Annotated in this window: 22 protein-coding genes; 10 read left to right on the top strand and 12 right to left on the bottom strand. The window is 71.6% G+C overall.

The features are described from left to right. The first annotated feature begins 108 nt into the window (after positions 1–108). From FHX37_RS18680 to FHX37_RS18660, 5 genes are all read left to right on the top strand, one after another. Positions 109–1,410 (top strand): alkyl sulfatase dimerization domain-containing protein, encoded by a 1,302-nt coding sequence (locus FHX37_RS18680; protein WP_170181639.1) that lies wholly within the window; start codon positions 109–111, stop codon positions 1,408–1,410. Positions 1,411–1,453: 43 nt separating this feature from the next. Beyond that, positions 1,454–2,767 carry an MFS transporter gene (locus FHX37_RS18675; protein WP_141925523.1) on the top strand — a complete coding sequence of 438 codons (1,314 nt, stop codon included), beginning with the start codon at positions 1,454–1,456 and terminating at the stop codon, positions 2,765–2,767. Positions 2,768–2,848: 81 nt separating this feature from the next. Continuing rightward, positions 2,849–3,133: a type II toxin-antitoxin system Phd/YefM family antitoxin gene (locus FHX37_RS18670; RefSeq protein WP_141925522.1), complete on the top strand. Its 285-nt coding sequence runs from the start codon at positions 2,849–2,851 to the stop codon at positions 3,131–3,133. Then, complete coding sequence (locus tag FHX37_RS18665) at positions 3,130–3,522, top strand: type II toxin-antitoxin system VapC family toxin (RefSeq protein WP_141925521.1); 393 nt, start codon at positions 3,130–3,132, stop codon at positions 3,520–3,522. Before FHX37_RS18670 ends, FHX37_RS18665 begins: the two co-directional genes overlap by 4 nt. Positions 3,523–3,954: 432 nt before the next feature. Continuing rightward, a complete protein-coding gene (locus FHX37_RS18660; protein ID WP_141925520.1) occupies positions 3,955–5,430 on the top strand; it encodes an MFS transporter in 1,476 nt (491 codons plus the stop codon). Positions 5,431–5,490: 60 nt separating this feature from the next. Here the strand turns inward: FHX37_RS18660 and FHX37_RS18655 are convergent, their stop codons facing one another. After that, positions 5,491–5,772: a deoxyxylulose-5-phosphate synthase gene (locus FHX37_RS18655; protein ID WP_141925519.1), complete on the bottom strand. Its 282-nt coding sequence runs from the start codon at positions 5,770–5,772 to the stop codon at positions 5,491–5,493. A 149-nt stretch (positions 5,773–5,921) separates the two neighbouring features. Here FHX37_RS18655 and FHX37_RS18650 point away from each other — a divergent pair, with 149 nt between their 5' ends. Beyond that, entirely contained in the window at positions 5,922–6,845 is a 924-nt protein-coding gene (locus tag FHX37_RS18650; protein ID WP_141925518.1) for an AEC family transporter, read from the top strand. A gap of 51 nt (positions 6,846–6,896) precedes the next feature. On the opposite strand, the gene tnpA is transcribed toward FHX37_RS18650, so the two are convergent. Further along, the gene (gene tnpA, locus FHX37_RS18645) at positions 6,897–7,325 is read right to left on the bottom strand and encodes an IS200/IS605 family transposase (RefSeq protein WP_141924848.1); all 429 of its coding nucleotides are present in this window, start codon (positions 7,323–7,325) and stop codon (positions 6,897–6,899) included. 43 nt (positions 7,326–7,368) lie between these two features. Between tnpA and FHX37_RS18640 the strand changes: the two genes are divergently transcribed. After that, a complete protein-coding gene (locus FHX37_RS18640; protein ID WP_141924847.1) occupies positions 7,369–8,607 on the top strand; it encodes an RNA-guided endonuclease InsQ/TnpB family protein in 1,239 nt (412 codons plus the stop codon). Between the two features lie 62 nt (positions 8,608–8,669). Here FHX37_RS18640 and FHX37_RS18635 read toward each other — a convergent pair whose 3' ends face one another. Together FHX37_RS18635 and FHX37_RS18630 are read right to left on the bottom strand one after the other, a co-directional pair. Beyond that, positions 8,670–9,653, bottom strand: a complete 984-nt coding sequence (locus FHX37_RS18635; RefSeq protein ID WP_246062439.1) for an MFS transporter — start codon at positions 9,651–9,653, stop codon at positions 8,670–8,672. Positions 9,654–9,737: 84 nt separating this feature from the next. Further along, complete coding sequence (locus FHX37_RS18630) at positions 9,738–10,190, bottom strand: carboxymuconolactone decarboxylase family protein (RefSeq protein ID WP_211351954.1); 453 nt, start codon at positions 10,188–10,190, stop codon at positions 9,738–9,740. Between FHX37_RS18630 and pdxR the strand changes: the two genes are divergently transcribed. Further along, positions 10,189–11,673, top strand: a complete 1,485-nt coding sequence (gene pdxR / locus FHX37_RS18625) for a MocR-like pyridoxine biosynthesis transcription factor PdxR (RefSeq protein WP_246062438.1) — start codon at positions 10,189–10,191, stop codon at positions 11,671–11,673. The two genes, FHX37_RS18630 and pdxR, sit on opposite strands and share 2 nt — an antisense overlap. 48 nt (positions 11,674–11,721) lie before the next feature. On the opposite strand, the gene FHX37_RS18620 is transcribed toward pdxR, so the two are convergent. Further along, entirely contained in the window at positions 11,722–12,345 is a 624-nt protein-coding gene (locus FHX37_RS18620) for a sulfotransferase family protein (protein WP_141925517.1), read from the bottom strand. Positions 12,346–12,392: 47 nt separating this feature from the next. Here FHX37_RS18620 and FHX37_RS18615 point away from each other — a divergent pair, with 47 nt between their 5' ends. Next, positions 12,393–13,157 carry a TetR/AcrR family transcriptional regulator gene (locus FHX37_RS18615; protein ID WP_141925516.1) on the top strand — a complete coding sequence of 255 codons (765 nt, stop codon included), beginning with the start codon at positions 12,393–12,395 and terminating at the stop codon, positions 13,155–13,157. Positions 13,158–13,403: 246 nt separating this feature from the next. On the opposite strand, the gene FHX37_RS18610 is transcribed toward FHX37_RS18615, so the two are convergent. The 4 genes from FHX37_RS18610 to FHX37_RS18595 are packed head-to-tail and all read right to left on the bottom strand — an operon-like array spanning position 13,404 to position 16,904. Then, the gene (locus tag FHX37_RS18610; RefSeq protein ID WP_141925515.1) at positions 13,404–14,756 is read right to left on the bottom strand and encodes an acetyl-CoA carboxylase biotin carboxylase subunit; all 1,353 of its coding nucleotides are present in this window, start codon (positions 14,754–14,756) and stop codon (positions 13,404–13,406) included. Further along, complete coding sequence (locus FHX37_RS18605) at positions 14,756–14,992, bottom strand: acetyl-CoA carboxylase (protein WP_141925514.1); 237 nt, start codon at positions 14,990–14,992, stop codon at positions 14,756–14,758. The genes FHX37_RS18610 and FHX37_RS18605 overlap by 1 nt, the downstream gene beginning before the upstream one ends. A 35-nt stretch (positions 14,993–15,027) precedes the next feature. Further along, the gene (locus FHX37_RS18600; RefSeq protein ID WP_141925513.1) at positions 15,028–16,005 is read right to left on the bottom strand and encodes a 5-oxoprolinase subunit C family protein; all 978 of its coding nucleotides are present in this window, start codon (positions 16,003–16,005) and stop codon (positions 15,028–15,030) included. Then, a complete protein-coding gene (locus FHX37_RS18595) occupies positions 16,002–16,904 on the bottom strand; it encodes a 5-oxoprolinase subunit B family protein (RefSeq protein WP_141925512.1) in 903 nt (300 codons plus the stop codon). The genes FHX37_RS18600 and FHX37_RS18595 overlap by 4 nt, the downstream gene beginning before the upstream one ends. Positions 16,905–17,098: 194 nt before the next feature. Here FHX37_RS18595 and FHX37_RS18590 point away from each other — a divergent pair, with 194 nt between their 5' ends. Next, positions 17,099–17,872 (top strand): LamB/YcsF family protein, encoded by a 774-nt coding sequence (locus FHX37_RS18590; protein ID WP_141925511.1) that lies wholly within the window; start codon positions 17,099–17,101, stop codon positions 17,870–17,872. A gap of 9 nt (positions 17,873–17,881) precedes the next feature. Here FHX37_RS18590 and FHX37_RS18585 read toward each other — a convergent pair whose 3' ends face one another. Genes FHX37_RS18585 through FHX37_RS18575 form a run of 3 tightly spaced genes read right to left on the bottom strand, consistent with a single transcriptional unit; the run spans position 17,882 to position 21,389 of the window. Continuing rightward, positions 17,882–18,922, bottom strand: a complete 1,041-nt coding sequence (locus FHX37_RS18585) for a 5-oxoprolinase subunit C family protein (protein ID WP_141925510.1) — start codon at positions 18,920–18,922, stop codon at positions 17,882–17,884. Continuing rightward, positions 18,919–19,854, bottom strand: a complete 936-nt coding sequence (locus FHX37_RS18580; protein WP_141925509.1) for a 5-oxoprolinase subunit B family protein — start codon at positions 19,852–19,854, stop codon at positions 18,919–18,921. The genes FHX37_RS18585 and FHX37_RS18580 overlap by 4 nt, the downstream gene beginning before the upstream one ends. 20 nt (positions 19,855–19,874) lie before the next feature. After that, on the bottom strand, positions 19,875–21,389 hold the full coding sequence (locus FHX37_RS18575) for a PucR family transcriptional regulator (RefSeq protein ID WP_170181638.1): 1,515 nt from the start codon (positions 21,387–21,389) through the stop codon (positions 19,875–19,877). Positions 21,390–21,471: the final 82 nt, after the last annotated feature.

Here is a 21,471-nt window from a genome sequence, read left to right as displayed (position 1 = left end):
CCAACATACCTCTTGTCGCCTTAAAGCAGTTGCTTTAATGTGGCGTGCCACACATCAGGGCGGCTCCGCGGCGGGGCCGCAGCACGGCACCAACGCGGGAGGCCGACAGTGCGGACAGTGCGGGAGTTCGCCGACGCCTGCTGGCGCGGCGAGGTCAGGATGGGACGCGACCAGGAGACCGTCGACGTCGGGCAGCCGGGAGGGAAGTCAACCCACGGACAGGTGTGCGAGGGCGTGCTGGTCTCCACGGGCCTCGCCAATGCCTACGCGGTGGACACCGGAGACGGTCTCGTGCTGCTCGACACCGGACACGCGCGCGAGGCCGACACCCTGTACGCCCGTGTGCGCGAGTGGCGTCCCCACGCCCCGCTGCGCGCGGCCGTGTACTCCCACCACCACGTCGACCACGTCTTCGGCGTCGCCGTCTTCGACACCGAGGCCGCCGAGCGCGGGCACCCCGCCCCGACCGTCCACGCCCACGCCGACGTTCCCGGACACTTCCGCCGCTACCAGCGCACCCTGGGACTGAACACCGCACTGAACCGCCGGCAGTTCGGCATCGACGCCCCCGGTTTCCGGTGGCCGGACCAGTACCGCCACCCCGACGTCACCTACCGCGACCGGGCGGCGTTCCGGCACGGCGGCCTCACGTTCGAACTGCACCACGCCCGCGGCGAGACCGACGACGCCACCTGGACCTGGATCCCCGAACTGTCGGCGCTGCACACCGGGGACCTGTTCATCTGGGCCGTTCCCAACGCCGGAAACCCCCAGAAGGTGCAGCGCTACGCGGGCGAGTGGGCGGCAGCCCTGCGCGAGATGGCCGACCTCGGGGCCGAACTCCTGCTGCCCGGCCACGGCCCGCCCGTCTACGGCGCGCAACGCGTCCGTGCGGCCTGCACCGACACCGCCGAGTTCCTCGAGGACCTGGAGTCGCGCACCCTCGCCCTCATGAACGAGGGCCACCCGCTGGACACCGTGCTGCACGAGGTCACCGTCCCCGAACACCTCGCCGACCGTCCCTACCTGCAGCCCATCTACGACCACCCGCAGTTCCTCGTCCGCAACATCTGGCGCAACTACGGCGGGTGGTACGACGGCGAACCCGACAACCTCCTGCCCGCGCCCAGGTCCGACCAGGCCAGCGAGTGGGTGGCGCTGGCGGGAGGCGTGCCCCTCGTTCTGGACCGCGCGGCCGACCTGCACAACACCGGCCGTTCCCGGCTCGCCTGCCACCTGGTCGAGTACGCGGTGCGCGCGGAACCCGAGTCCCGGGCGGCCCACGAGCTGCGTGCCCGCATCTACGCCGAACGCGCCGCCGACGAACCCTCCTTCATGGTCCGCAACATCCTCGACCACGCGGCCCGGTCCAGCCGGGCCGGTGTGCGGGACCTGGCCAGCCGGAGCTGACCCCGACCGCTCCACAGGTGACACCCTCCGAGGGGAGAGGCCCATGGCACTACGCACCCGCACCGCCCGGGCGGTCGAGGCACAGCCCGGCTCCGCCCGGGCGTGGAGCATCGTCGGGATGCTCGTCCTGCTCATGGCGTTGAACTACGCCGACAAGCTCGCCTTCGGCCTGGCAGCCAACCCCATCATCGCCGAGTTCGGCCTGTCCGACGCCGAGTACGGGCTGGCCAACAGCGCCTTCCACCTGCCGTTCCTGCTGTCGACCCTGCTCGTCGGGTTCGTCGCCAACCGGATCCGCACCACCGGGATCCTGGTCCTCATCGCGCTGCTGTGGGGGGTCGCCCAGGTGTCGATGGCGCTGGCCACCGGTCTGGCGCTGGTCCTGTTCGCACGTGTCCTGCTGGGAGCATCGGAGGGGCCCACCTACCCCCTGGTCAACCACACCGCGTTCACGTGGCTGCACGACAGCGACCGCAGCCTCGCCAGCTCCCTGCTGTCCGCGGGCGGCGCGCTGGGGGTGCTGCTCGGCGCCCCGGTGCTCACCTGGCTGATCTTCGACCACGGGTGGCGCACCGCTTTCGTCGTCTCCGGCCTCATCAGCGTGGCGTGGTGTCTCGTGTGGTTGGCCGTCGGACGTGAGGGGCCGGTGAAACACGCCGGCTACGACCCGAACAGCCGGGCCCCCTCCGACGACGCGCTGGAGGACGCGCGTGTCCCCTACTGGAGGGTGGTCACCAGCCCCACGTTCGTGGCGGTGGCGCTGGGCGCCTTCGCAGCGAATTGGATGATCTCTGTCGGTCTGGCCTACGGGCCGCTGTACCTGCAGAACGTCCTCGACATGTCCCCGGAGGGGACCAGCAACTTCCTCGTGGTCCAGCAGGTGTTCACCGTGGTGGTGGTGTACGCCGCCCTCGGCTACCTCATCAAGCGCATGCTCACCCGCGGCGTCCCGGGCCGGCTGGCACGCGGGGTGTTCGGCGGGGCGTGCCTGGTCGCCGCCGGGCTGGCGACGGTCGCGTTCGTGCTGGTCCCGGCCCTCCCCATCAAACTCGGGTTCAACATCGTCAACTCGGTCGCGCTGATCGCTTTCCCCGTCGGCGGGACCATCTGCGGACAGATCACCCCGCCCCGGCAGCGTGCGGGGGTGCTGGGCACCTACGCGGCGCTGTACGGCTCGGCCGGGGTGGTGGCGCCGGCCGTGACCGGCTGGCTCGCCGAGAGCATGGGACAGACGCCCGGGCTCAACGCGGCCTTCCTCCTCATGGGCGGCCTCATCGCGGTCGTCGGCGCGCTGGTGCTGGTCGCCGCGCGCCCGGAACGCGACGCGCTGCGGCTGGCCCAGTACCGGCGCCCCTGAACACTGGGAAGGCCGGTACCGACACAGGGCAGCGTGTGTAGGTACAATGAGGGTAATGTAGGTACGCTCAGGGGAGGGAACATGAGTACCGTCTCAGTCCGGGAGTTCTCGTACAATCCCAGTTCCCTGTTCAGCCGGGTGGAGGAAGGCGAGACCATCCAGGTCACCCGGCATGGCAAGGTCATCGCTGTCCTAGTGCCGGGAGCGGGGACACTGGGACGCTACTCGGACCTGGTGGCCAAAGGGCTCATCAAGCTCACGTCGACCACGACCGGTGACCTCGGCCAGCTCACGACGTTCGCGACGTCTGGGGACGAGTCTCCTCTGGATGTCCTGCTGGCCGAACGGGCGGAGGACGAGCGTTGATCTATCTCGATGCTTCTGCCCTGATCACCCTGGTCACAGGGCGTGTTTACGCCGACGAGCTACGCGGGTTCCTCGCGGCCAGACCACCGATGCCGATGGGGACGAGCACGGTGGGTTTCGTCGAGGTCGTACGGACCCTGGACCGGTTGGGAGACTTCCCCAACGCGATGCGCGACCTACGAGGGGACTACACCGAGATCCTCCTCACCGAAGAGGTTCGGGATATGACCGTACTCCTGCCGGCCGGGGTGCGGACACTCGACGCGATCCATGTCGCGAGCGCGCAGGTCATCGGAGACGCTCTGGACACCCTGGTGAGCTACGACAAGCGAATGCTCGACGTCGCCCATTCGGTCGGAGTACCCACAGCGGCTCCCGGCCTGGTGTGACCAAGCGATACGGTCCGTGCCCTCTCCGGCGAAACGAGAGGACCATGTGGTCATCACCTATCCGCTTCGGCTCGGCGCAGGTTGCGAGTGGAGAGCATCCGGATAGGTTCCGTTGGCTGAGCAGCGGAAGAAACGCGTTGCGGCGTCCTCCCCGTCCCTGGCAGGTTGAGGGCCGTCGGCTCCGCACCAATCCCGGAGGTTGATCTTGGCGATCGTGGTCACCGGCACGGTTCCGGCCCGCGCTTCGGCGCGGGAGCGCACCACCGCCTGACCCGTTTGAGGCTTCCCGCCCCGGCCGTGAGCAGCGGCCGCGGGTGACGCGTGTCCAGCTCCCCGCGTCGAAGCGCCGCCGACGCAGCGCGGGCGGTGCCCCGCGCCCGTGTCCGTGTGGCGCCCACGGCGCCCTGGCTTCGACCTCTCCGGGAGTCACGCGTGTCCTCTTCCTCCTCCACCCCGGCCGGTTCGGCCACACCCACCCCGCCCCAGCGTGCCGGGTGGCGTCAATGGTGCGGTCTGGCCGTGCTGGCCCTGCCCACCCTCCTTCTCGCCGTCGACATGAGCGTGCTGTTCCTGGCACTGCCGCACATCAGCGCCGACCTGCGGCCCAGCGACACCCAGGCGTTGTGGATCACCGACGTGTACGGGTTCACGATCGCCGGTTCCCTCGTCACCGCGGGAACGCTGGGCGACCGGACCGGCCACCGGAGGCTGCTGCTGACCGGGGCCGCGGCGTTCGGCCTCCTGTCGGTGCTCGCGGCCTGTTCCACCAGCGCAGAAACGCTGATCGCCGCACGCGCCCTGCTGGGGGTCGCCGGTGCCACGCTCATGCCCTGCGCGCTGGCGCTCGTCAGCGCCATGTTCCGCGAGCCCGGGCAGCGCGCCGCCGCCGTCGCCGCCTGGTCGAGTACGTTCATGGCCGGCGTGGCTCTCGGCCCGGTGCTCGGCGGGATGCTGCTGGAGTTCTTCCGGTGGGGATCGGTGTTCCTGCTGGCTGTTCCGGCGATGGCGCTGCTGCTGGTGCTCGGGCCGGTACTGCTTCCCGAGCACCGCGATCCCGCACCCGGCCGGTTGGACCCGCTCAGTGTGGTGCTCTCCCTGACCGCGGTCCTGCCCGTCGTCCACGGTTTCAAGGAGCTGGCCAGCAGCGGTGGGGGCGCGCTGCCAGCGGCGGCCATCGCCGGTGGCCTGGCCGCCGGGGTCGTGTTCGCGCGTCGTCAGCGCGGTCTGGCCGACCCGCTGCTGGACCTGCGCCTGTTCGGCGACCGGGCGTTCGGCGCCGCGCTGCTGCTCCTGCTGGCCGGCTCGGCGGTGACGGGCGGTATGACCCTGCTCGTCACCCAGTACCTGCAACTGGTGGTGGGACTGCCGCCGCTGCGGGCGGGGCTGTGGCTGCTTCCGTCGGCCGGGGCGCTGATCGCCGGCGCGCTCCTGGCCCCGCCGCTCACCCGGCGCTTGCGACCGGGGACGGTCATCGGCGGCGGACTACTGGTGTCAGCGGCCGGTTACCTCACCCTCACCCAGGTCGGGGACGCCACCGGTCTGGCGGGTGTCGTCGCTGGTCTCACGCTCGCCTACGCCGGAAGCGGCCCGTTCGACGCGCTGGGTACCGACCTCGTGGTCGGGTCCGCCCCACGGGAGAAGGCGGGTGCTGCGGCCTCGATGTCGGAGACCGTCTCCGAGGTGGGGGTGGCACTGGGTGTGGCCGTGCTGGGCAGCGTGGCTACCGCCGTCCACCGGAACCGGGTGGCCGGCGACGCGTCCGGGATCGCCGCCGGGACGCTCGGTCCCGCGCGTGAGGCGCTCACCAGCGGTCTGAACACCGCCGCTGCTGTCAGCGCCGCTACCGTGGCCGTACTGGCCGTCGTCGCCGCGGTCGTGCTGCGCCGTCCCCGCTCGGGCTCCGGGTGATGTCGGTGGAAACCACCGCCGGCCGCCGATCCCGGCGTGGGACACGCCGGGATCGGCGGGTCAGGGACCGTCCCACCGGCGGAACTCGCGCGGTGTGCGCGGCCGGTATCCCGGGCCGTCGTTGCAGCAGCCGCACCGGGGGTGGAACGTCACCCCCGCCCGCAGCACTCCGGCCAGTACCCGCCAGCCGGCCCGGTCCCGGCGCGGCGGCACCGCCAGCTGCGGACCGGCGTCGACCATCGGCCCGCCGCAGCGGGGGCAGCGGTGTTCCCGCTGCGGAAACGGGTCGTGTTTGAACGCGGCCCGGCACGGCAGGCACACGAGGTGGGTTCGGCGGGGCATGAGGGTCAGCGTAGGCGGCGGACAGGCAGCCACGCAGCACCGGCGCCGGCGCCGGTGGGTCTGCCCCGCGTGTGACCTGGGTCGTGTCGCCGCGGTGCGCTGTCGGGTACGGTCACCGGGTCGCGAGCACGCCCGACAGAGAGGTGCCTATGGGCGGGGTCGTCACCGGGTTCAGCGTGATCGCTACGGTCATCGCCATCGGTTACGTGCTCGGCTGGCGCGGCGCCCTCGGGCGCGGCGGGCGCGAGGTGCTGACGAGGCTGGCGTTCTACGCCGCCACCCCGGCGCTGCTGTTCGATATCGTCTCCGGCGCAGACCTGTCGGTCTTCCTCTCGAGGTCGATCGTGGCGACCGCCGGGAGCGTGGCGGTGGTGGCGCTGCTGTTCGCCGCGGCCGGGGCGGTGTTCGGCTGGGGAGCGGGCGCCACCACCCTGGGTGTGCTGTGCTCCTGCTACGTCAACGCCGGGAACCTGGGCATCCCGGTCGCGGTGTACGTCCTCGGCGACGCCTCGGTCGTCGCCCCCGTCCTGCTGTTGCAGCAGCTCGTCATCACCCCGGTGGCGCTCACGGTGCTGGAGGTCAGCAACCGCCCGCCGGGCGAGCGCTCCGGGATTCCGCGGCTGGTGAGTGCCCCGGTGCGGACCCCCATCGTGCTGGCGTCGACGGCGGGCGCCGTGGTGGCGGCGAGCGGTTGGGTGCCGCCCGCCGTGCTCATGCGCCCGGTGGAGCTCCTGGGGGGCATGGCCGTACCCGCGGTGCTGCTGGCGTTCGGGATCTCCCTGCACGGCAGTGCCCTTCCCGCACGCGGGCCGGAGCGCGGCGCGGTGCTGTTCGCGGTGGCGCTGAAGTCGCTGGTGCACCCGCTGGTCGCCTGGGTGGCGGGGATCCTGCTCGGTTTGGACGGCGCGTCACTGTTCGCCGTCGTGGTGGTGGCCGCCCTGCCGACCGCGCAGAACATCTTCACCTACGCGTCGCGGTACGACGTCGCCACCCGGATGGTGCGGGAGTCGGTCCTGCTGTCCACGTTCCTGACCGTCCCGGTGCTGCTGCTGTTGGCGGTGCTGTTGGGGTGACCGGGGGCTTTAATCGGCGCAAGCTCCGGCCTTCAGGCCGGAGATAGCCGATCAGGAGTGGTTATGGTCGGTTCGCTGCGTAGGGCGTCGCTGGTTCTCCACGTACTGCCGGATGATGCTCAGTGGTGCCCCACCGCACGAAGCAGCGAAGTAGCTCGGAGACCAGAGCTTGCCACCCCGGGTACGCACTCGAAACTGCTGTTTCAGTCGCCGCGAGGACACGCCCTTCAGGCTGTTCACCAGTCGCGACACCGCCACCTGCGGTGGATATTCGACCAGTAGGTGCACGTGGTCATCCTCGCCGTTGAACTCGATTAAGTCTGCGTCGAAGTCGGCGCACACCTTGCTGAACACCGACTTCAGAAAGTCCAAGTGTTCGCTGGTGAGTACGTCCCGTCGATACTTCGTCACAAAGACCAAATGAACGTGCATACCGAAAACGCAGTGTCTGCCAGTGCGATAGTCCTCAGTGTCAGCCATAGACCAACATGATACAGTGGTTTCCGAAGGGAGGTGATCAGTCGTGCAGTTGCGGTACCGTTACCGGCTCTACCCCACCGAGCAGCAACGCCAGGCGCTGGCGCAAGCGTTCGGCAACGCCCGCGTGGTCTACAACGACGCGGTGCGCGCCCGCCAGGACGCGTACCAGGCCGGGGAGAAGTTCCCGACCGGAACTCAGCTGCAAAAGCAACTGATCACCAACGCGAAACGCACCGACGAACGCGGTTGGCTCGCGGAGTGCTCCAACATCGTGCTCCAGCAAGCCATCCGCGACGCGGATGCCGCCTACACGAACTTCTTCAACTCGATGAAGGGCAAGCGCGCCGGGCGACGTATGGGCGCTCCCCGGTTCAAGTCCAAGCGCGACCAGCGGCAAGTCATCCGGCTGCACACCGGCGGGTTCCGCATCCGCGAAAACGGCCGGTTGAACCTGGCCAAGGTCGGGGATGTGCGGGTGGCGTGGTCGCGGGATCTGCCCAGTGCGCCCACGTCGGTCACCATCATCAAGACCGCCTGCGGTCGGTATTTCGCGTCGTTCGTGGTGGAGACCGACCCCGACGGCCACGGCGAACATCTGGACCCGGTGGTCGACGACACCGGCGAGGAGGCCGAACTCGCCCTCGACCTCGGGTTGAACGCCTTCGCCACCGACCAACACGGCCACACCATCACTAACCCGCGCGTGCTGCGCCGAGCGGAACGGCGGTTGAAGAAAGCCCAGCGGGCGCTGTCCCGCAAACAGCGGGGCTCCACCAACCGGGCCAAGGCAGGTGCCCGCGTCGCCCGGCTCCACGCCAAGGTGGCCGACACCCGGGCGGACTGGCTGCACAAGGTCACCACCGACGTGGTGCGTGAGAACCAAACGATCTACGTCGAGGACCTCAGCGTGAAAGGCCTGTCCCGCACCCGTATGGCCAAAAGCGTGCACGACGCGTCCTGGGGCCGGTTTCTGGCCCTGTTGGAGTACAAAGCGGCCCGGTATGGGCGCACCCTGGTGCGCATCGACCGGTTCCACCCCAGCACGAAACTGTGCTCCTCCTGTGGGGCCGTGCAGGACATGCCGCTGTCGGAGCGGGTATACCGGTGCCCCTGCGGCCTCGTGTTGGATCGCGACCGCAACGCCGCGTTGAACATCCTCGCCGCCGGACGGGTGGAGAGGTTAAACGCCTGTGGAGCCGACATAAGACCTGCTACGCGGGCGGTTGGCGTGGAAGCAGGAAGCAGCGGGATCCCGCGAGGGAACACCGCCAGCGCGGCGTAGCCGCGTCGGAATCCCCGCCGTTCACGGCGGGGAGCACGTCAACGACACGGGTACAGGACCGGTCAGCCGCGGGGCGGCGCCGAGGTACGCGCGATGAGGGGCAGCGCCAGGGCGGCGAGCCCGCACCCGGCCCACAGCACACCGGCGGCGGCGACGCTGTCCACGATGACCCCGCCGAGCAGGGCGCCCAGCGCGATGGAGAGGTTGAACACGGCGACGTACAGCGACGAGGCGGCCTCCGTGGCGCCGGGGGAGGACCGGATGATCCACGTCTGCAGCGTCACCGGGACCGCGCCGTAACCCAGCCCCCACAGCACCAGCAGCGCGGCCGAGGAGGCAGCGGTGAGGTCGGTGATCGCGAACAGCGCCATCGCCGCGGCCAGGACGAGGGAGATCCCCAGGACCACGCGCCGTAGGTGGTTGTCCAGCAGGGCTCCGGCGGCGAAGTTGCCGCAGATCCCGGCCACGCCGAACACGAGGAGCAGCGTGCTGACCAGGTCGCCGCTCACGCCGTCGCCCCGCAGGAGCGGCCGCACGAAGGTGTAGGCGAGGAAATGGCTGGTGACCAGCAGGAACGCCGTTCCCGTCCCGACGCGTACGGCGGTGTTGCTCCGGAACACCGCGGGGAGGTCCCGCAGCTGGATCGTGCGCTGCGGCGGGATGCGGGGGAGGAGGACGAGCATGCACGCGAGCGCTGCGAGCCCGAGGGCGCCCACCGCGGCGAAGGCGACGCGCCACCCGGCGGTGTCACCGACGAGGGTGGCGGCCGGCACGCCCAGTACCAGCCTCCGGTCGAGGTTCCCCACCGCCACGGTGGTCAGTGGCGCCGAGGCGACGGCGACCAGGCCGGGGACGGTCACCATGAGTCCGGCGGTGCCCTCGGAGACGCCGAGGTCGGTGCTGACCGGGGTCAGCAGCCCCACGGGCAGCAGTTCCGACGTCATGAGGGCGAAGATGCCGAGCGTCACCGCCAGGACGGCGCACCAGCCCGTGACGGGGGACAGGGATGGGGAATCAGTGGAGGGTGTCGTGGTGCCCGCGGACACGGCGTCGCCCCGTTCCTGAGTGTGTGGTCCGTTCCCGGGGCGGGCGGCGGCACCGGTGCCGCCGCCCGCCGGTCGCGCGGATGGTCACCCGGTCTCGGGGGTCGTGCGGGTGGTCACGTTCATCCGGTTCCACACGTTGACCGTGAAGATCACCGCGGTGAGCTGGGCCAGCTCCGCGTCGTCGAAGTGCTCGGCGGCCTGGTCGTAGACCTCGTCCGACACCCCCTCCGGCAGCCGGGTGACCGCCTCGGTCAGGGCGAGGGCGGCCCGCTCCCGGGGAGTGAAGCTGCTCGACTCGTGCCACGCGCTGAGCTGGTGGATGCGTTCGTCCGACTCGCCCGCCTTGCGCGCGTCGACGGTGTGGTACTGGATGCAGTACGCGCAGTGGTTGATCTGCGAGGCGCGGATCTGCACCAGCTCCACCAGGGTCTCTTCGAGCCCGGCCCGCGCGGCCGTGTCCAGGGCGACGACGGCCTTGAAAACCCTGGGGGCGTTCTTCTGGAAGTCCATGCGTTCTGGTACCTGGAAAAATGTCATGTCGATGACCGTAGATCCCGAACCGACCGGAAACATGGTGCATTCGCACTTCGGATTCATGGGCCAAACCGGCGGAGGGGGCCGGGAGCCGCGGTCGGACGACGGCACCGGTTCCGATCTCCACCTCGACCTCAGCGGCGGTGGGAGCCTCCGCGCGCGGCTCATGCGCGCCCTGCGCGAGGCGGTGATCTCGGGTCGGCTGGCGCCCGGGACGCGCCTGCCCTCCTACCGTGCGCTCGCCGCCGACCTGGGCATCGCGCGTAACACGGTGGCCGACGCCTACGCTGAGCTCGTCGAAGAGGGGTGGCTGACCGCCCGCCGCGGGGCGGGAACCCGCGTGGCCCAGCGGGCCGCGCCGTTGGAACCGGAGCGTCCGCCCCGCACGGCGCCGACCGGACGCCGCCCCGCGCACGACCTGCTTCCCAGCTCGCCGGACGCCGCCGCGTTCCCGCGTTCGGCCTGGGCTGCCTCGGCCCGGCGGGCGTTGGAGAACGCCCCCACCGAGGCGTTCGGTGTCGGCGACCCCCGCGGACGCGGCGAGCTGCGGCGCGCCCTCACCGGCTACCTGGCGCGCACGCGGGGCGTGCGCACCTCCGCCGACCGTGTCGTGGTGTGCTCCGGTCTCGCGCACGCGCTGCAGCTGCTGCGTGCGGCGCTGGGCGGGACGGTGGCGGTGGAGTCGTACGGTCTCGCGTTCCACCGCGACCTCCTCACCGGGGAGGGGAGCGGTACCGTGCCCGTCACGGTCGACGAGTGCGGGGCCCGGGTGGGGGAGTTGTCCGGTACGGAGGCCGAGGCGGTGCTGCTGACTCCCGCCCACCAGTTCCCCCTGGGCGGGCCGCTGCGTCCGGAGCGTCGGGCGGCGGTCGTGGACTGGGCCCGCACCACGGGGGGAGTGGTGTTCGAGGACGACTACGACGGGGAGTTCCGTTACGACCGCCAGCCCGTGGGGGCGGTCCAGGGGCTCGACCCCGAGCACGTCGTCTACCTCGGCTCTACCAGTAAGAGCCTCTCCCCGGCACTGCGGCTGGGATGGATGGTCCTGCCGGGGTGGCTGGTGGACCGGGTCCTCGCTGTGAAAGGATCCCGGGAGACCTCCACGGGGGTCGTGGACCAGCTGACCCTCGCCGACTTCGTGGAGCGGGGAGGCTACGACCGTCACCTGCGCCGGATGCGCCGGGTGTACCGGCGGCGCCGGGACCAGCTCGTGTCCGTGTTGGCCGAACGCGCGCCGCACGTCGGGGTCAGCGGTATCTCCGCCGGACTGCACGCGGTGCTCGACCTGCCCCCGGGAACCGAGGACGCGGCGCTGCGCGCCGCGTCGCGGCAACGGTTGGCTCTGGAACCGCTCACCGCCTACCGGCACCCGGACAGTGTGGCGCCTCGGCGGGAGGGGCTGGTCATCGGTTACGGGACACCGCCCGAGCACTCCTATCCGGGTGCGCTCGAGGCGCTGTGCCGGTCGCTTCCCGCTGCGCCGTGACGCGCCCGGGGCCTGACGCGGGGCCCTGGGCGCGGCGGAGTCACCGGTTCACCGCTCGAAGGAGGGGGCGTAGGTGGACAGGATCCGGTGGAACTCCGAGGAGTCGTTGACGTGGGGGAACGGTTCGTCGGGAGGGGTGGCTCCGAGGAAGTCGCACAGCGGCTGCCATCCCTGGGCGACCTCGAAGACCAGGAGTTGCTCGGCGGGGACGCTCGCTTGCACCTCCTCGTTGTGCCGCTGGAAGGCGGTGATGGCGCGCTCCCGGTCGTCGGGGCCGCCGTCCAGCACCCCCGCCATGAGTTTGTTGATGAGTTCTCCCATCGGTCCTTCCCGGCTGGGCAGGGCGCCGCTGTCATTGTTGAAGAACGTGGAGTTCACGCTCTGCCACCAGCGTTCAGGGTCGCGCACGGTGAGGATCACCTTCGCTTGGGGGTACTGCCGGGTCAGCTCGCGCCAGAAGGCGCATCCGGGCCAGTCCACCGTGGCCTGGTACCCGTCGAATATCCGCGGCCAGTCCGCCTGGCCGTCGGCGGCCGACAGCCACAGGGGCGCCTGTTCGGGGCGTTTCAACAGCTCGACCATGTGGTAACAGGGTCCGAAGCCGAGCCGCTCCAGCGCCGACTTCAGCGACAGCGTCCCGGTACGCCCGAATCCCGCTCCGAGCACCATCATGTCCGATCGCCTCCCGCATCGTTGTTCAACGCATGTTGAAGAACACTATGGCAGAGAAACCCGGATGCCGACAGGGGGCGGTGTACGGTCAACGGCACGACAGGGGCGGTAGTCTGAGCGGCAACCGAGCGAACCAGCAGATCACCGAGGCGAAACCGGTCAGGTACCACGTGCAGCACGGCGACACCGATCCGGCCGCACGGCACGATCCGCCCTCGCGGCGCACCGGCCGCTGGCGGACGGGGCAACGGAACCGGGAGAGACTCCTGGAAGCCGCGCGGGCGCGTTTCACCCGGGAGGGATACGACCGGGCCACCGCCCGCGCGATCGCGGCCGACGCCGGCGTCGACGTCGCGATGGTCTACTACTTCTTCGGCAGCAAGGAACGGCTGTTCGCCACCGCCGTCGTCGCCCCGCAACACCCCTTCCAGGTCCTGTCCGACCTGCTGGAGGACGGCACCGAGGACCTCGGGGCGCGGCTGGTGCGCGCGTTCCTGGAGCGCTGGGAGAGGGAGGCGTTCGAACCGTCCCTGGCCCTGTTCCGCTCCGTCTTCGAACACCAGCCCTCGCGGACGGCGCTGCAGGAAGCGCTGCAGGGACCGGCGGTGGAGCGGCTCGCGGCCAAGGCCGGGGTCAGTGAGCCCGGCCTGCGGGTGGAGCTGGTGACCGCGCACCTCATGGGGCTGGCCGTAGCCCGCTACGAGATGACCAACGGCCCGCTGGCGAACGCCGACATCGACACCCTCGTCGCCTGGGTGGGGCCGGTGGTGCAGCGCTACCTCACCGGTCCGACACCGGAGGCGGGGAACTAAGGCCTGTTTCGGTGGACGCTTGTCCTGCTACGCGTCGCCCCAGCGCCGCCTGGCCGCGTTCTCGCCGGTCGGCAGAGGGTCCCCGTTCCACCTCCCCTCTCGGCCTTGCCATACGGCGCTGGATGCGCCGCTCGCGACGAACAGACCTCCGGGCCCCGGAACGAGAACGCCGACCGCGACGCGAGAGGAGAGGAGGGAGGGGCATCGCGGCCGGCGTCTTCCCGGCGGGGTGTCGCACCCGCGCGTTCATTCCCGGTGGGAGAGCCACTCCTCCAACCAGGCGGTGTGGAACGTGGCCTTGCGTACCTCCGGGGAGGCGAGGAGCGCCTCGTGCAGTGGCCGGGTGCTGGCGACCCCCTCCACCCCGAGCTCGCTGACGGCCTGCCCCGCCCGGGCGAGGGCCTGCTCCCGGTCGGTTCCCCAGCAGACGAGCTTGGCGATCATGGAGTCGTAGAACGGGGTGATCCGGTCGCCCGGGACGAACCCCGTGTCGATCCGGATCCCCGGGCCGCCGGGCAGGTCGAACCGCGTCAGCTCACCGGGGGTGGGCATGAAACCGTTGTCGGGGTCCTCGGCGTTGATGCGCAGTTCGACGGCGGAACCGTCGAGGGCCACGTCCTCCTGGCGCAACGCCAGCGGCCCCCCGCTGGCCACACGCAGCTGCTCGGCGACCAGGTCCACACCGGTCACACACTCGGTGACGGGGTGTTCCACCTGGATGCGGGTGTTCATCTCCAGGAAGTGGAACTCACCGTTCGGCGCCACCAGGAACTCCACGGTTCCCGCGCCGCGGTAGCCGACGTGGGCGGCCAGGCGGGTGGCGGCGGCGGTGATCTCACCGCGGAGCTTGGGCCCGATCCCGGGGGAGGGCGCCTCCTCGAGGAGTTTCTGCCGGCGGCGCTGGACGGAGCACTCCCGATCGAACACGTGTATGACGTTGCCGTGGTCGTCCGCGAGTACCTGCACCTCCACGTGCCGCGCGCCCTCCAGGGAGCGTTCCAGGTACACCGTGTCGTCGCCGAAGGAGGCGCGCGCCTCCGCGCGCGCCGTCGCGAGCACCCCGGGCAGTTCCCCGGCCCCGCGCACCGGCCTGATCCCCTTTCCGCCGCCGCCCGCGGACGCCTTGACCAGGAGCGGGTAGCCGATGTCCGGTGCCGTTTCCAGGGCGGCGTTCTCGTCGGCGAGAGGGCCGCTTCCCGGGATGACCGGTACCCGCGCCTCCTCCGCGGCCGCCCGGGCCGCCGCCTTGTCCCCCATCCGCGCGATGACGGGGGAGGGGGCGCCGACGAACACCAGCCCCGCCTCGCTGACCCGCCGGGCGAACTCGGCGCTCTCCGAGAGGAAGCCGTAGCCCGGGTGGACGGCGTCCGCCCCACTGGAGCGGGCGGCCTCCAGGAGCGCGTCGGCGTTCAGGTACGACTTGGCCACCGACGACGCGCCGATGTGCACCGCGTCGTCCGCGAGGCGCACCCACCGGGAGTCGCGGTCGGCGTCGGAGTACACCGCCACCGCCTCGATCCCGGCCGCGTGGCACGCCCGGACCACCCGCAGCGCGATCTCACCCCGGTTGGCCACGAGGACTCGCCGCATCCCGCCCATCAGCCGTCCACCTCGGCGATCTCCTGGCCGATGGACACCTCGTCGCCGTCCTCGACGAGGAACCGGGTGAGGGTGCCCTCCCGTTCCGAGCTCAGCTCGTTGAAGTTCTTCATCACCTCGATGAGGGCGACGGTCTGGCCGCTGGCCACCGTTCCGCCCTCCTCCACGTAGGGAGCGGCCTCCGGGGCGGGCCGCCGGTACACCACTCCGGGCATGGTCGCCTTGATCGTCGCCATCCTGTTCTCCTCCCTCGTCAGGCCGTGAGTACTCGTCAGGCCGTGAGTAGTTCGCGCACCCGGGCCAGGCGCTCGCCGCGCTCCCGCCGCGCCTCGAGCGCGTCCTCCAGCCCGACCGACACGAAGGACACCTGGTCGCCCGTCTTGGTCTGGGCCATCCGGTCGCGGTCGACCGAGACCACCGTGCCGATCGTGGCGTAGCCGCCGCCGGTGACCGCGTCGTTGAGCAGGACGATCGGCTCGTCCCCTCCGGGGACCTGGATCGAACCGACCGGATAGCCCAGGTCGACCACGTTCGCCGGCCCGCTTCCCGCGCCGTGCGGCTGCTCGCGCGGGACGAAGTCCAGCGACCAGCCGCTCATGCGGTACCCGATGCGGTCCGCGTCCTTGGTGACCTTCCACGGTTCTCCCAGGAACGACTTCAGGGCGCCGTGGGTGAACCGGTAGGAGCACAGCCCCACCACCGTGCGCGCCTCGGTCACCTCCGGGAACCCGGGCCGAAGCTCCTCCGGGACGGGGCGCCCGGAGGCCGGCGGCACCTCGGTGGCGCCGAGCGGGAGCCGGTCTCCGTCGGCGAGTTTCCGGCCGTCCAACCCGCCGCCCCCCGTCAGGGTGTAGGTGGAGCGGGAACCGAGGTACTCGGGCACGGCGATCCCGCCGCTGACCGCCACGTAGGGGCGGGCGCCCCCGGTGACCGGGGAGAGCGAGAGCACGTCGCCGGGTCCCACCGGCAGCGCCCGCCAGGTGTCGGCCGGTTCGCCGTTGAGGGTCACCGGGGTGTCGGCCCCGGTGACGGCGACCAGCCGCGTGTCGGTGAACTCCAGCCGCGGCCCGATGTAGGTGGCTTCCAACGCCGCCGCGCCCTCGCTGTTCCCGACGAGCAGGTTCCCGACCCGGAACGAGTACTGGTCCATGGCTCCGGAGGGCGGCATACCGATGGCGTAGTGGCCGTCGCGACCCGCGTCCTGGACCGTCGTGGACAGTCCGCCCGTGTGCACGAGGAGTTCGGTCAACGGTAGAGCACCTCCAGCAGGTCGCGGTTGACACCGTCGGGGTCGGACAGGAACTCGGCCGGGCGGAACTCCGCCTCCCGGATGCGGTACCGGAACGTTCCCGCATCGACCTCCGAGCGCAGCCGCTCGTACTCGGCCGTGTCGATCGCCCGGTACCGCAGGATGTCGCCCGGCCGGGGGAACACGACGCCGGAGGCGAAGTCGGGCAGCCGCTGCTCCGCGTCGAACACCGGCGCCGGGGCGATGCCGAACAGCTGGTAGCCCCCCGCCCCGCGTACCGGGTACACCACCGCGAACGCTCCGCCGTAGCCGAACGACCGTTCCGGGGTGTCCGTCCGGGGGCGGACGTACTTGGGCACCTCGATCTGCCGCTCCCGGGGGACCATCTGGTAGCTGAACGGTAGGCCCGGGACGAAACCGAGCATGGTGACGATGAACGGGGCGCCCGACAGCGCCTCGGTGAGGCGTTCGACGCTGGAGAAGCCGTTGATGCGCGCCGCGTACTCGAGGTCGGTCGCCTCCGGGTCCTGGTGCCGGTCGCGGAACCGCAGCACTGTCTCGCGGGTCCACGGGTCGTCGTAGAGCACCGGCACGTCGACCACGCGGGTCCGTAACGTGCGGTCGGCCGCCACCTCGGACTGGGAGCGTTCCAACCGCTGCAGCTCGGCCACGAGCTCCTTGGGGTGGAGGCGCTCCGGGTCCACCCGGATCATGTAGGACGCGTTGGAGGGGCAGATGTCGACGATCCCGTCGAGGCCCTCCTCGCGCAACGCGGAGGTGATCGCCATGGCCTTGAAGTTGGCCTCCAGGCTCATCGCCTGGTCGATCTCGACGAAGACGAACTCGTCCGCGCCGAACTCGTAACGCGCCGGCGGCAGCGTTACCGCTGTCGTGGTCACATCGCCCTCCTCGCAGTGGTGGTGTCCGACGCGTCGCCGGCCCTTCCGCCTGGTTGCCCCACAGCCTGTGGGATACGCCACGCGACATCCAGTGGCCCACTCGGACAACGCCGGCCGAGCGGTTGTACGAACCGTTCAATTGCCCCTCTCAGGGGCGGGGCGCACAGTGGTCGCGCACTGTTTGGAGGTGACCCATGAAGGAACTGGTCGACCTGAACGCCGACGCGGGGGAGAGCTTCGGCCGGTGGCGACTGGGGGACGACGGCGCCCTGCTGCCCCAGGTGACCTCGGTCAACGTCGCCTGCGGCTGGCACGCGGGGGACCCGGCCACCATGCGGGACTCGGTCGAGTTGGCGCGGGACAACGGTGTGGCGCTCGGGGCGCACCCCGGTTTCCCCGACCTCGCCGGGTTCGGACGGCGCGCGATCGCGTTCTCGCCCCGGGAGGCGGCCGACGCCTGCCTGTACCAGTACGGGGCGCTGCGCGGGTTCGCCGACGCGGCCCGAACCCCGGTCACGCACGTCAAACCGCACGGTGCGCTCTACGGGCTGACCATCCGCGAACCGGACGTCGCCCGGGCCGTGGCCGAGGCGGTGGGGTCGGTGGACGAGGAGCTGGTGGTGATGCTGCACGCCGGCTCCCCCGCGGAGTCGGCCGCTTCCAGCGGGGCCCGCGTCGCGCGGGAGGCGTTCGCCGACCTCGACTACGGCGACGACGGGCGCGTCGTCATCGAGCCGGAGCCGCAGGAGAAGGACCCGCACAAGTGCGCCGACCAGGCCGCGGCGATCCTGCGCGGCCAGGTCACCACCATCAGCGGCGGGACCGTCGACATCGACGCCGACACGATCTGCGTGCACGGCGACCGGCCCAACGCCGCGGCCGTCGCCCGGGCGGTCCGCGCCAGGTTCGCCGAGGAGGGGGTGGCCGTGGCGCCGGTGCGGGACGTCCTCGCCGCGCGCCGCGGCTAAGGGCGGCGGTTACGGGAGTTGTTCCAGGTGCCGGGGGTCGAGGGGGTACTCCATGTGCCGCGCCAGCGGCACCGCCTCCTCGGCGTCGATCTCGCGGAACCGGACCGTGTCGTGGCCGGGGCGCAGCTGCCCCACCCGCCACACGGCGGCGTGCACCACCGTGGCCACCACGGCGAACCCGCCCGAGGTGGGGCCGTCCGGACCGAGGATCATGGGGACGTCGCCGTTGATGACGACCCCGCCCAGAGGGAAGCTGACGTCGAGCACGTTCGAGGGGTGGCTCCCGGCGACCCCGCCGTCGGAGCGGGGCCAGGCGAAGGTGTGCGCGTTCAGCCGGGTCGACAGCCGGTCGGATCCCAGGTCCACCCGCCAGGCCGTGGTGCGGAACTGCGCCCACGCCTCCTCGGTGAAGAACTCGGGAGGGTCGTGCGGCCCGCGCATCACCTCCACCTCCCAGTGGCGCCCGTACACGGGGCGCAGCGGAGGAGGGACGCGCAGTCGGGCGGGGGCCGGGCCGGCGGGCATCCCGTCGAGCAGGTCGCCCCGGACCAGGGCGCGTCCCTCGAACCCGCCGATGGCGCCGACGGTGTGCGTGGCGCGCGAACCGAGTACCCGCGGCACCGTGAATCCGCCGGACACCGCCAGGTACAGCCGGAAGCCCGGGCCCCGCGCGGTGCGGCACACCAGCAGGTCCCCCGGAGCCACCGGAACCGACTCCCACAGCGGCACGGCGCGCCCGTTCAGGGTCGGCTTCGCCCCGTCGGCCCCGCACAGCGCGACCGTTCCCCGACGGCGGAGGCGGGCGGCGAAGCGCCCGGCGGGTATCTCGAGCGCCGCCGTGCCCTCGGGGTTGCCCGCGAGCACGTTGGCCAGCCGGAACGCGAGGTGGTCCGCGGGGCCCGCCGGGAAGAGGCCCCGGCGCTGCAGTCCCAGCCGGCCGGGGTACTCCTGGACGGTGGTCTGCACGCCCGGGTCGAGCACCTCGATCGCCGGGGGAGGAGGGGCGTTGCCGCCCGAACCGGTGTGGCGCGGGGAGTCCGTTCCGGTCATCCGGCCCCCGTTCCCGCCGCGCGGGAGGGGTCGTGTCCCCACCGCGCGAGGTGGTCCGCCACGGAGAACGGCTCCTCCGCGATCCGGTACCGGTAGCGGCCCTCGAAGACCTGTTTCCGGGCGTCGCGGAGTTCGCGTTCGCTGACGCGGGTGAAATGCACCCGGTCCGCCGGCCTGACGAGGAAGGGATCCGTGGCGAAGGCCGGGTGGTGGCCGACCATGTCGTAGATCGGTACCGTCCTGCCGAGCAGTTGGTAGCTGCCCGGTGACTCGACGGGGTAGATGGCGGCGCACGGCCCGCCGAGGCCCACCGATCCCTCCGCCGTCCACCCCCGGGTCGGGTTGTACTTGGGCACCGACAACCCCAGTCCCGGTTCGAGCGGCAGCAGGAACGGAAGCCCGGGGGCGAAGCCGGTGAACGCCGTCCACAGCTCGGTTCCGGTGACGGCGGCGTACAGCGCCTCCGCGGTGGGGAACCCGGTCTGTTCGACGATGTAGTCGATGTTGCTGCCGCCGGCGGTGTTGGCGGCGTCCGGACGGATGGTGGTGACGTAGCGGCGCACCGCCTCGCGGCAGGACGTGTCGTCGAAGGCGATCGGCAGCGTGATGACGCGGCTCGGCAGCACCAGGGAGGTGATGTCCGGTTGCGCGTCGTGGGTCGCGCGTAACCGTTCGATCAGCGCGTCCCGGCCGGTCCGGCGGGGGTCGAATCGCACCAGGATCGAACGCAGCCCCGGAGCCGCCTCGACGAGGCCCGGCGGGGGGTCGGTGGTGAGGCGGTCGAGCACCGACACCACCAGGAAGTTCAACCGCAGGTCCAGTTCGTGCTCGCCGTACTCGATCATCACGTACTGGTCGCCCGCCTGCCGGTACGTGACGGCGGGCCACCCGCCGGCGGGGCCGGTGACCCCGATGGTCGCCGTCGCGGCCACGCTCGTGCCTCCTTCCCGGGTCAGGAGAGTTCCCGCACGCGCAGCGCCAGCCACAGTTCGGCGCGCGCCGTCGGGTCCTCGAGGGATGTCTCCAGCAGTTCCGTTATCCGGTCGAGCCGGTGGCGCATGGTGTGCCGGTGGATTCCCAGCGCCGTCGACGACCCGTCGATGTGCCCGTTGTGCTGCAGGAAAACGCGGAGGGTGCCGGACAGGTCGACCCGGGACCGGTTCGCGTAGCGTTCCAGCGGTTCCAGCAGCGTCTCGGCCCAGCCGCGCACCGCCGGGGTGTCGAGGTGGGTGAGCAGGCCGGCGGTCGCGACGTCGCGCGCGAGCAGGAGCCTCTCGGGGCTCTCGCGGCTCCCGGCCTGTACCGAGCGCACGCGCCGCAGGGCGTCGGGGAGCTCCCCGAAGGCCACGGGTTCGCTCGCCACGGCCCTTGACCGCGGGACGAGGTGCAGCACCTCCTCCAGCGCCTGCAGGTCGCCCTCAGCCGCCGTCACCAGGACGGCCACAGTGGCGTCGCCGTACGGGGCGACCAGCGCCCCGGCCTGGTTCAGCGCCCGCTGTTCCTCCGCCGTCCGGAGCAGGTGCTCCGCCCGCTCGGCGGGTGCGTTCAGCAGCGCCACCCGCAGCGGCTCCCCGGGAAGCACCACGTCCAGGGCGGCGGCGTTGTCCTCGGCCGGCCGGGCGTCGCCGGACAGTGCCAGGCGCAGCACGGCGGACCGTTCCCGGCGCCGGGCCTCGCGCGTCTCCCGTTCGCCGGCCAGGTCCAGGGCCAGCACCCCCGCCGCGGTGGCCAGGACGGAACGTTCCGCCTGACTGAGGCCGTCCGCCCGGGCGGCGGCGAGGTACCCGTCGGCGCCGCCGGCGTCGAGCGGAAGGACCGAGACGTGCTCGCCCGCCACGGTCAGGGAGGCGGAGTGCGCCGGCGTGTCCGGCGGCAGCTCCTCCAGCTCCGCCCGGATACGGGCGGCGTACCGGTGCGCGGAGTCGGGGGAGGCGTAGCGCACCCTCCCGTGCCCGTCGAACACCAGTACCCGGCAGCTGAGTGCCGCGGCGAGCCGGTCGGTGACCGGCCGGGGACCGCCCGGGGAGGACCCGGCGGTGACCAGTTCCCGCTGCGCGTCGACCGCGGAACTGAGCGCGTCCTCCTGGTCGTAGGCGATGGTGGCCGCCACGGTCTCACTGATCGCGATGAAGGGGGTGTCCCGCGGCACCAGGACCAGGGGCAGGTCGTGGTGCCTGGCGGCGTCGACGAGCCCTGTCGGGACCTCCGCGTGGTCGAACCCGACGCCGAACCCCACTCCCGCCACACCGCGCGTGGCGAGCCGTTCGATGTAGGGGTGCCAGTGGGCGGCGGTGTCGGGGGCGTTGAGCCCGGTGGTCAGCAGTAGTTCGCCGCCGGAGAGGAACGGCGCCGGGTCGTCGAGTTCACTGACGTGCACCCACCGGATGGGGCGCGGTGTGTCGGACTCGACCAGCGGCCGTACCCGTAGTTCGTCGCGTCGCGCGAGCCACCGCATCGTGGGACGCATTCCACCTCCTCCCCGGTGTCGGGATGCACACATGGTAGGAGCGCACCGGGGGTGGGGTGGTGGGAACGGCCGCCTCCCCGGC

The sequence above is a fragment of the Haloactinospora alba genome (assembly GCF_006717075.1).
Classification (GTDB): Bacteria; Actinomycetota; Actinomycetes; order Streptosporangiales; family Streptosporangiaceae; genus Haloactinospora; species Haloactinospora alba.
The sequence above is the reverse complement of the archived record's forward strand: the minus strand, read 5'-3'. Positions and strand labels throughout refer to the sequence as shown.

What these genes read in the sequence shown, in the direction of transcription:
- FHX37_RS18585 (WP_141925510.1), bottom strand. Translation starts at nt 18,922, where the DNA reads ATGACCGGAACGGACTCCCCGCGCCACACCGGTTCGGGCGGCAACGCC.
- FHX37_RS18610 (WP_141925515.1), bottom strand. Translation starts at nt 14,756, where the DNA reads ATGGGCGGGATGCGGCGAGTCCTCGTGGCCAACCGGGGTGAGATCGCG.
- FHX37_RS18655 (WP_141925519.1), bottom strand. Translation starts at nt 5,772, where the DNA reads ATGCCCCGCCGAACCCACCTCGTGTGCCTGCCGTGCCGGGCCGCGTTC.
- tnpA (WP_141924848.1), bottom strand. Translation starts at nt 7,325, where the DNA reads ATGGCTGACACTGAGGACTATCGCACTGGCAGACACTGCGTTTTCGGT.
- FHX37_RS18675 (WP_141925523.1), top strand. Translation starts at nt 1,454, where the DNA reads ATGGCACTACGCACCCGCACCGCCCGGGCGGTCGAGGCACAGCCCGGC.
- FHX37_RS18575 (WP_170181638.1), bottom strand. Translation starts at nt 21,389, where the DNA reads ATGCGTCCCACGATGCGGTGGCTCGCGCGACGCGACGAACTACGGGTA.
- pdxR (WP_246062438.1), top strand. Translation starts at nt 10,189, where the DNA reads ATGTCGATGACCGTAGATCCCGAACCGACCGGAAACATGGTGCATTCG.
- FHX37_RS18615 (WP_141925516.1), top strand. Translation starts at nt 12,393, where the DNA reads ATGGCAGAGAAACCCGGATGCCGACAGGGGGCGGTGTACGGTCAACGG.
- FHX37_RS18630 (WP_211351954.1), bottom strand. Translation starts at nt 10,190, where the DNA reads ATGACATTTTTCCAGGTACCAGAACGCATGGACTTCCAGAAGAACGCC.
- FHX37_RS18650 (WP_141925518.1), top strand. Translation starts at nt 5,922, where the DNA reads ATGGGCGGGGTCGTCACCGGGTTCAGCGTGATCGCTACGGTCATCGCC.
- FHX37_RS18670 (WP_141925522.1), top strand. Translation starts at nt 2,849, where the DNA reads ATGAGTACCGTCTCAGTCCGGGAGTTCTCGTACAATCCCAGTTCCCTG.
- FHX37_RS18620 (WP_141925517.1), bottom strand. Translation starts at nt 12,345, where the DNA reads ATGATGGTGCTCGGAGCGGGATTCGGGCGTACCGGGACGCTGTCGCTG.
- FHX37_RS18590 (WP_141925511.1), top strand. Translation starts at nt 17,099, where the DNA reads ATGAAGGAACTGGTCGACCTGAACGCCGACGCGGGGGAGAGCTTCGGC.
- FHX37_RS18605 (WP_141925514.1), bottom strand. Translation starts at nt 14,992, where the DNA reads ATGGCGACGATCAAGGCGACCATGCCCGGAGTGGTGTACCGGCGGCCC.